At 69.8% G+C, this 8,637-nt stretch carries 6 protein-coding genes; 3 read left to right on the top strand and 3 right to left on the bottom strand.

Annotated features, from left to right (window positions below; genetic code table 11):
* The first annotated feature begins 115 nt into the window (after positions 1-115).
* Complete coding sequence (locus ACFC1X_RS35725) at positions 116-646, top strand: hypothetical protein (RefSeq protein WP_376362309.1); 531 nt, start codon at positions 116-118, stop codon at positions 644-646.
* 102 nt (positions 647-748) lie between these two features.
* On the opposite strand, the gene acnA is transcribed toward ACFC1X_RS35725, so the two are convergent.
* Positions 749-3,463: an aconitate hydratase AcnA gene (gene acnA / locus ACFC1X_RS35720; protein ID WP_376362307.1), complete on the bottom strand. Its 2,715-nt coding sequence runs from the start codon at positions 3,461-3,463 to the stop codon at positions 749-751.
* Positions 3,464-3,777: 314 nt separating this feature from the next.
* On the opposite strand from acnA, the gene ACFC1X_RS35715 reads away from it, so the two are divergent.
* Together ACFC1X_RS35715 and ACFC1X_RS35710 are read left to right on the top strand one after the other, a co-directional pair.
* Positions 3,778-3,975, top strand: coding sequence for a DUF4236 domain-containing protein (locus tag ACFC1X_RS35715; protein WP_079030465.1), 198 nt, complete (start codon positions 3,778-3,780; stop codon positions 3,973-3,975).
* Between the two features lie 75 nt (positions 3,976-4,050).
* Positions 4,051-5,580 (top strand): helix-turn-helix domain-containing protein, encoded by a 1,530-nt coding sequence (locus ACFC1X_RS35710; protein ID WP_376362303.1) that lies wholly within the window; start codon positions 4,051-4,053, stop codon positions 5,578-5,580.
* A 293-nt stretch (positions 5,581-5,873) separates the two neighbouring features.
* Here the strand turns inward: ACFC1X_RS35710 and ACFC1X_RS35705 are convergent, their stop codons facing one another.
* Both ACFC1X_RS35705 and ACFC1X_RS35700 read right to left on the bottom strand, forming a co-directional pair.
* Positions 5,874-7,307 (bottom strand): aminobutyraldehyde dehydrogenase, encoded by a 1,434-nt coding sequence (locus ACFC1X_RS35705; protein ID WP_376362300.1) that lies wholly within the window; start codon positions 7,305-7,307, stop codon positions 5,874-5,876.
* Positions 7,300-8,622: a flavin monoamine oxidase family protein gene (locus ACFC1X_RS35700; RefSeq protein WP_376362297.1), complete on the bottom strand. Its 1,323-nt coding sequence runs from the start codon at positions 8,620-8,622 to the stop codon at positions 7,300-7,302. Before ACFC1X_RS35700 ends, ACFC1X_RS35705 begins: the two co-directional genes overlap by 8 nt.
* Positions 8,623-8,637: the final 15 nt, after the last annotated feature.

Below are 8,637 nucleotides of genomic sequence, written 5' to 3'. Positions count from 1 at the left end.
GGCCCGAACCCGCCACCCTCTTGTGAGGCGCCATTCCCCGCGCGTGGCGAATGCACCACAATGGGCGCGCGCCACCGGCTGACGCCGGACGGCGCCACACCAAAGGGGGAAACACGTGCGGACGAACATCGGAAAACGCTTCGCGGGACTGGTCACGGGGGCGCTGCTGGCAGCGGGCACCCTGTTCGCGACCGCCGGGCCGGCCCAGGCCTACAGCCCGGACCCCAGCGTCTCCACGTACTACCGCGACACCGACGGCTGCCCGTGCAGCGGCGGCAGCCTGAGCGACCCGTTCGACGGCACCTACTTCGCGCACGACGCGGGCGGCACCGCCGTCAAGATGGAGCTGGACGACGCGGGCTGGTTCATCGGCAAGGTCGAGTTCCACCCGAGCGACGAGAAGCTCTGGGTGTACGACACCAAGAACGACGGCGACGGCTTCTACGTGGCCGTCGGCTACTCGTCCGGCGGTTCGTACCACGACCTGGGCACCTTCTCGGCGCCCGGCACCTCGGCCACCGTGGACAAGACCGTGAAGAACTTCAGCATCCCGGACGGCGCGTACGTGGACATCACGGTCTACGACGGTTCCGGCCGCACCGACTACATCGCTGCGGCGCGGGGCACCGGCGGGGCGGTCGCCTGACGCCGCGGACGTCAGCGGGCGACGGGAGACCGACGCACTTGGCCGCCGCCCGGTGAAGGAGCGGCGGCCAGAACCCTGGGCGCTCTCACGCCCAGGGGCACGTCACTTGCGGATCAGGCTGCGCAGCACGTACTGCAGGATGCCGCCGTTGCGGTAGTAGTCCGCCTCACCCGGGGTGTCGATGCGGACGACCGCGTCGAACTCGACGCCGGTGTCGGTGGTGACCTTCACCGTGCGCGGGGTCGTGCCGTCGTTCAGCTCGGTGACGCCGGAGACGGAGAAGGACTCCTCGCCGGTCAGGCCGAGGGACTCGGCGGTGTTGCCCTCCGGGAACTGGAGCGGCAGGACGCCCATGCCGATGAGGTTCGAGCGGTGGATGCGCTCGTACGACTCGGCGACGACGGCCTTGACGCCGAGGAGCGCGGTGCCCTTGGCGGCCCAGTCGCGGGACGAGCCGGAGCCGTACTCCTTGCCGGCCAGGACGACGAGCGGGATGTTCTGCTCGATGTAGTTGCGGGAGGCGTCGTAGATGAACGACACCGGACCGTCGGCCTGCGTGAAGTCGCGGGTGTAGCCGCCCTCGGTGCCCGGCGCGATCTGGTTGCGCAGGCGGATGTTGGCGAAGGTGCCACGGATCATGATCTCGTGGTTGCCGCGGCGCGAGCCGTAGCTGTTGAAGTCGCGGCGCTCGACGCCGTGCTCCGTCAGGTACTTGCCGGCCGGGGTGTCGGCCTTGATGGCACCGGCGGGCGAGATGTGGTCCGTCGTCACCGAGTCGCCCAGCTTGGCCAGCACGCGGGCGCCGGAGATGTCCTCGACCGGGGCCGGCTCCATGCCCATGCCCTCGAAGTACGGGGGCTTGCGGACGTAGGTGGACTCGGTGTCCCACTCGAAGGTGTCGCCGGTCGGGATCGGCAGCGCCTGCCACTGGGCGTCGCCCGCGAAGACGTCGCTGTAGGACTTGGAGAACATGTCCTCGCCGATGGAGTGGGCGACGACGTCGTTGACCTCGGCCTCGGAGGGCCAGATGTCCTTCAGGAAGACCGGGTTGCCGTCCTGGTCGGCGCCCAGGGCGTCCCTGGTGATGTCGACCTTCATGGAGCCGGCGAGGGCGTAGGCGACGACCAGCGGCGGGGACGCCAGGTAGTTCATCTTGACGTCGGGGTTGATCCGGCCCTCGAAGTTGCGGTTGCCGGAGAGCACCGAGGTGACGGCGAGGTCGTGGTCGTTGACGGCCTTGGAGACCTCGTCCGGCAGCGGGCCGGAGTTGCCGATGCAGGTGGTGCAGCCGTAGCCGACGAGGTTGAAGCCGACCTTGTCGAGGTACGGGGTGAGGCCCGACTTCTCGAAGTAGTCGGTGACGACCTTGGAGCCCGGGGCGAGGGTGGTCTTGACCCACGGCTTGCGGGTCAGGCCCTTCTCGACCGCCTTCTTGGCCACCAGGGCGGCGGCGACCATGACGTACGGGTTGGAGGTGTTGGTGCAGGAGGTGATGGCGGCCACCGTCACGGCACCGTGGTCCAGCTCGTAGGTCGTGCCGTCGGGGGCGGTGACCGGGACCGGGTTGGACGGCACGCCGTTGGCGACGGCCGGGGCGTCGGAGGCAGGGAAGGACTCCTGGCCCGCCTCGTCCACGCTGTCCACGTAGTTGCGGACGTCCTGCTTGAACTGCTCGGCGGCGTTCGCGAGGACGATGCGGTCCTGCGGGCGCTTCGGGCCGGCGATGGAGGGCACGACCGTCGCCAGGTCGAGCTCCAGCTTCTCGGAGAAGTCGGGCTCGGCCTTCGGGTCCAGCCAGAGGCCCTGCTGCTTGGCGTACGCCTCGACCAGGGCGACCTGCTGGTCGCTGCGGCCGGTCAGGCGCAGGTAGTTCAGCGTCTCGTCGTCGATCGGGAAGATCGCGGCGGTGGAGCCGAACTCCGGCGACATGTTGCCGATGGTGGCGCGGTTGGCCAGCGACGTGGCGGCGACACCCTCGCCGTAGAACTCGACGAACTTGCCGACGACGCCGTGCTTGCGCAGCATCTCGGTGATGGTGAGCACCAGGTCGGTGGCGGTGGTGCCGGGCGTCAGCTCGCCGGTCAGCTTGAAGCCGACGACGCGCGGGATCAGCATGGAGACCGGCTGGCCGAGCATCGCGGCCTCGGCCTCGATGCCGCCGACGCCCCAGCCGAGGACGCCGAGGCCGTTGACCATGGTGGTGTGCGAGTCGGTGCCGACCAGGGTGTCGGGGTAGGCCTTGCCGTCGCGGGTCATGACGACGCGGGCCAGGTGCTCGATGTTCACCTGGTGGACGATGCCGGTGCCGGGCGGGACGACCTTGAACTCGTCGAAGGCGGTCTGGCCCCAGCGCAGGAACTGGTAGCGCTCCTTGTTGCGGCCGTACTCCAGGTCGACGTTCTGCTTGAAGGCGTCGTTGGTGCCGAACTTGTCGGCGATCACGGAGTGGTCGATGACCAGCTCGGCCGGGGCCAGCGGGTTGATCTTCGCCGCGTCACCGCCCAGCTCCTTGACGGCCTCGCGCATGGTGGCGAGGTCCACGACACAGGGCACGCCGGTGAAGTCCTGCATGATCACGCGGGCCGGCGTGAACTGGATCTCCTGCGACGGCTGGGCCTGCGAGTCCCAGCCGCCGAGGGCGCGGATGTGGTCGGCGGTGATGTTCGCGCCGTCCTCGGTGCGGAGGAGGTTCTCCAGCAGCACCTTCAGGCTGTAGGGAAGGCGCGCGGAGCCCTCGACCTTGTCCAGCCGGAAGATCTCGTACGACTCGTCGCCCACCTGCAGCGTGCTGCGGGCGTCGAAGCTGTTCGCCGACACGACAGTCTCCTTCATTCATGTGCGCGTACCACCGCATCCTGCCGCCACGCCGCCCTGGCCTTTCCGCTAAGGTATGGCTAAGTTAGGTAAACCTTACCGCTAGACCCGACGGCGGCTGCGGCTGCGGTGCGCCTCAGCAGATATCTCGATGTCGAGATAACTCTAGTACATGGGGGCGGTCTGGTCATGCCCGGGCACTGTGTGGCGTGCGCCCCACCGTCCTCCCACCCGGGTGACCCGTGCGGCCATCACTACGCCGAACGGGGGTATCCGATGCCTGCCGGACCACCCGGCACTACTCGGACGGAGGCACGATGCCCCTCACATTCCGCAAGAGTTTCCGAATCCTTCCCGGAGTGCGCCTGAACATCAACAAGCGCTCGTGGTCCATCACCACCGGCGGCAAGAACGGCCCGCGCCACACCCGCAGCAGCACGGGACGTCGTACGACATCGATGGATTTGCCCGGACCTTTCGGATGGCGCCGCACCACCACGAGCAAGCGCCGCTGAGGCGCGCTTGACGTCGCGTCACCCGAACGGACCCCCCGAGAGGCGCCATCTCATATCTGAGATAGCCTCAACCTCATGGCAGACGACTACCTCGTACGCATCGGCAAGCTCATCCGTGACGCCCGGCAGCACCGCGGCTGGACCCAGTCACAGCTTGCGGAGGCGCTCAACACCAGTCAGAGCGCCGTCAACCGCATCGAGCGCGGCAACCAGAACATCAGCCTTGAGATGATCGCCCGTATCGGCGAGGCGCTGGACAGCGAGATCGTCTCCCTGGGCTACGCGGGTCCGATGCACCTGCGCGTGGTCGGCGGCCGACGCCTCTCGGGCGCCATCGACGTCAAGACGAGCAAGAACGCGTGCGTGGCCCTGCTGTGCGCCTCGCTGCTCAACAAGGGGCGCACGGTGCTGCGTCGGGTGGCCCGCATCGAGGAGGTCTACCGCCTCCTGGAGGTGCTCAACTCCATCGGCGTGCGCACCCGCTGGATCAACGACGGCACCGACCTGGAGATCGTGCCGCCGGCCGAGCTGGACATGGAGGCCATCGACGCCGAGGCGGCGGTGCGCACCCGCTCGATCATCATGTTCCTCGGCCCGCTGCTGCACCGCATGGACCGCTTCCGGCTGCCCTACGCCGGCGGCTGCGACCTCGGCACCCGGACCATCGAGCCGCACATGATCGCGCTGCGCCGGTTCGGCCTGGACGTCGCGGCGACCGAGGGCCACTACCACGCGGTGGTCGACCGTCAGGTGCGCCCGGACCGCCCGATCGTGCTGACCGAGCGGGGCGACACGGTCACGGAGAACGCGCTGCTCGCGGCCGCCCGCCACGACGGCGTCACGGTCATCCGCAACGCCTCCTCGAACTACATGGTCCAGGACCTCTGCTTCTTCCTGGAGGCCCTGGGCGTCCGCGTCGAGGGCATCGGCACCACCACCCTCACCGTGCACGGCATGCCGGTCATCGACGCCGACGTGGACTACTCCCCCTCCGAGGACCCGGTCGAGGCGATGAGCCTGCTGGCCGCCGCCGTGGTCACGGAGTCCGAGCTGACGGTCCGTCGCGTCCCCATCGAGTTCCTGGAGATCGAGCTGGCGGTCCTGGAGGAGATGGGCCTCGACCACGACCGCACCCCGGAGTACTTCGCGGACAACGGCCGCACGCGCCTGGTGGACCTCACCGTCCGCCCCTCCAAACTGGAGGCGCCGATCGACAAGATCCACCCCATGCCCTTCCCGGGCCTGAACATCGACAACGTCCCGTTCTTCGCGGCCATCGCCGCCTCCGCGCAGGGCCAGACCCTCATCCACGACTGGGTCTACGACAACCGCGCCATCTACCTGACCGACCTCAACCGCCTCGGCGGCCGCCTCCAGCTCCTGGACCCCCACCGCGTCCTGGTCGAGGGCCCCACCCGCTGGCGCGCCGCCGAGATGATGTGCCCGCCCGCCCTGCGCCCCGCCGTGGTCGTCCTGCTGGCGATGATGGCCGCTGAGGGCACGTCGGTGCTGCGCAACGTGTACGTCATCAACCGCGGTTACGAGGACCTGGCCGAGCGGCTGAACTCGGTGGGGGCGCAGATCGATATCTTCCGGGACATCTGATGTACGAATGCCGCACCCCGTCTGACCTGCTACGTAGCGGGTCAGGGTGGGGTGCGACGGCATCTCTGGGACTTCTCTGGGACTTTGGGCCCGCGGCGGGCTACGTGCCACCCTCCACGGGCGGGGAAGGGCGTTCAGCGGGTTCAGGGCCGTGTTGGACCGCGAGTCGGCCTGCTCCTGCTCACGTGGCGGTGACACTCGCCAATCACGCGGGAGCCGCACTCGACACCGCGGGCCCGGTACTGGACGGCTGACCGCCGCCCGCAGCGGCGGTGCGGGCATGCGCGCGGTCGTCAGATCATGACGTGCTTGGCCTGGGTGTAGTCCAGCAGGCCAGTCATGGACAGGTCGCTGCCGTAGCCGGATTGTTTGACTCCGCCGTGTGGCATCTCGGATACGGTGGTGCCGTGGGTGTTCACCCACACGATCCCGGTGTGCAGCGCCCGGGTCGCCCGCATCGCACGGTCGTGATCCGTGGTCCACACACTGGCGGCGAGACCGAACCGGACGTCGTGGGCCCATCGCAGCGCCTCGGCCTCGTCCCCGAACCGCTGCACGGTGACGACGGGACCGAAGATCTCCTCCTGCACGATCTCGTCATGCTGACGCACACCGGCGACGACGGTGGCCGCGTGGAAGTAGCCGGGCCGGCTCACGCGCGAACCCCCCGTGACGATCTCGGCGTGTTCCGGCAGGCGGCTCAGCAGAGCCTGAACCGAGGCGAGCTGGGTCGCGTTGTTGAGCGGACCGTAGTCGGCGCCCGGCTCGTCCGGCGGACCGGTACGCAAAATCTCCGCCTGGGCGGCGAAGGCTGCGAGAAACGCGTCGTGAATACGGTGGTGGACCAGGAGCCGGGTGGGAGCGGTGCAGTCCTGGCCGGCGTTGTAGTACGCGACCGCTGCCAGTTCCGCGGCGGTGGCCTCGATGTCCACGTCGTCGTGGACGACGACCGGGGCGTTGCCACCGAGTTCCAGATGGACCCGCTTGAGGTCGATGGCCGCGGCGGCCGCGATCTCCTGGCCCGCACGGACGCTGCCGGTGACCGCGATCAGACGTACGTCCCTGTGGGCGGTGAGCAGCCGTCCGGTGTCACGGTCGCCGCACACGACGTTGAGCACGCCAGGGGGCAGGTGTTCGGCCGCGATCCGGGCCAGCAGCGCGGACGAGGAGGGCGTGGTGTCGGCCGGTTTGAGTACGGTCGTGTTGCCTGCCGCGATCGCCGGGGCGATCTTCCATGCCGCCATCATCAGCGGGTAGTTCCAGGGCGTGATCTGGGCGCAGACACCGACGGGTTCACGGCGCAGCACAGAGGTGCGGCCTTCGGTGTACTCCGCCGCGGCGGCCCCCGGCAGGTTCCGCGCGACCCCGGCGAAGTAGCGCAAGGTGTCGATGACCGCGGGCAGTTCTTCCGTCTCGAACAGCTCCGGAGGTTTGCCGGTGTCACCGGCCTCGGCCGTCACCAGGTCGTCCGCCCGGGCCTCCATGGCGTCCGCGATGCGCAGCAGCGCGCGCTGCCTCTCGGCCGGGGTGGTGGCGGACCACCGTTCGAACGCCGCAGCCGCCGCTCTGCAGGCGGCGTCCGTGTCGGTGCGGGCGGAGCGCGGGGCGCTGCGGTGCACCTGGCCGGTGGCGGGGTCGACGAGGTCCATCGTCTCGCCCGAGGCCGCCTGCAGGTCGGTTCCCCCGATGTGGTTGAGGATCGCCTGATCCGTACGGGACTCAGCCACGGCGCAGTGCCTCCTTCGCGGCGGCGCGGCCGGTGCGGACGGCGCCTTCCATGTAGCCGGCGACCCACTGGTCGGATCCGCCGACGTAGAAGGGTGGTTCGTGGGTCGCGTGCAGGGGGCCGACGGCCATGACGTCTCCGGGGGTCCACTGGGTGACGTACCCCTGCGTCCATGGGTCGGTACCCCACATGCGCACGTAGGTGGCGAGCGGCTGGTGTGCCTCCTCGCCGTAGAGACGGGCTATGTCGCGAAGGAGCTCCCTGTCGCGCAGCCGGTCGGGCATTCCGAGCAGGACACCGTAGCGTTCGGGCGGGACGAGGGCGGAGAGAACTCCCTCGTTCTGCGGCCAGGTGCTGCCGAGGACCCCTTCGCACTCGGAGAGGCCGCTCCGGCCGAGGCCGCGCCAGAACGGCTTTTCGTAGACTGCGGCGAACTTGGCGGCGACCGCCTGGCGCTGCCTGTGAAGGGAAGCGAGCCGCTCGTCGGAGACGCCCGTCACGGTGACCGAGCGGAGCGGTCCGACGGGCAGGGCGCAGACGATCGCTCCGGCGGAGAGGGTTTCGCCTCCGGCCAGGCGGACCGTGCAGCCGCCGGGCCGTACGGAGATCGCCTCGACCGGGGCCCCGAGCCGTATCCGGTCCCCGAGTCCGGCCGCCATGCGCAGGGCCACGGTTGCCGACCCCTCGGCGACGCGCAGGCCCTCCCAGTCCAGGTAGTCGTAGTGGCCGGAGTTCTCGTCGCCGGGGACGGCGGCGTGCTTGCGCAGGGCGGCGAGCAGCGAGGTCCGTTCGTAGGAGCCGCTCGCCAGGGCGAGTTGGCCGATCTCCCACAGGCGGACGGCGGACGGGGTCGCGCCTTCGGCGCGCAGCCAGTCGCCTACCGAGAGCCGGTCGAGGGCCGTGGCGTCGGGATGGGACCACGGGTCGTCCGGGTCGACGGTCGCGGAGAGCGCGACGAAGGCGGCGGTGGCCTTCCGGTGGCTGTCGTCGTCGCCGGGACCGAACCAGTGTGGGGGGTCACCGGCCGAGACGCCCTCGGGGGTGGCTCGGGCGATGGTCCCGGGCTCGGCGACATAGCTGGGAATCAGGGTGAGTCCGAGTTCCGCGGCCAGGGCGAGGTAGGCGGTGTGGGCGCGGCCGACGACTTCTCCGCCGAGTTGGACGAGCCGGCCGTCGGGGAACTCGGTCTGTTCGACGCGCCCGCCGACCCGGTCCCGGGCTTCGAGGACGAGGACGTCGGCTCCGCCTACGGACAGGTCACGTGCGGCGGCGAGGCCGGCGAGGCCGGCGCCGAGCACGATGACATCGTGGGTCATGGGTGTTCCTTCGGT

Origin of the sequence: Streptomyces sp. NPDC056128 (assembly GCF_042263835.1) — a bacterium.
Taxonomy (GTDB): domain Bacteria; phylum Actinomycetota; class Actinomycetes; order Streptomycetales; family Streptomycetaceae; genus Streptomyces.
The sequence above is the reverse complement of the archived record's forward strand: the minus strand, read 5'-3'. Positions and strand labels throughout refer to the sequence as shown.

Bases quoted from the DNA above. Each gene is read 5' to 3' on its own strand.
- ACFC1X_RS35715 (WP_079030465.1), top strand. From the start codon at position 3,778: ATGCCCCTCACATTCCGCAAGAGTTTCCGAATCCTTCCCGGAGTGCGC.
- ACFC1X_RS35710 (WP_376362303.1), top strand. From the start codon at position 4,051: ATGGCAGACGACTACCTCGTACGCATCGGCAAGCTCATCCGTGACGCC.
- ACFC1X_RS35700 (WP_376362297.1), bottom strand. From the start codon at position 8,622: ATGACCCACGATGTCATCGTGCTCGGCGCCGGCCTCGCCGGCCTCGCC.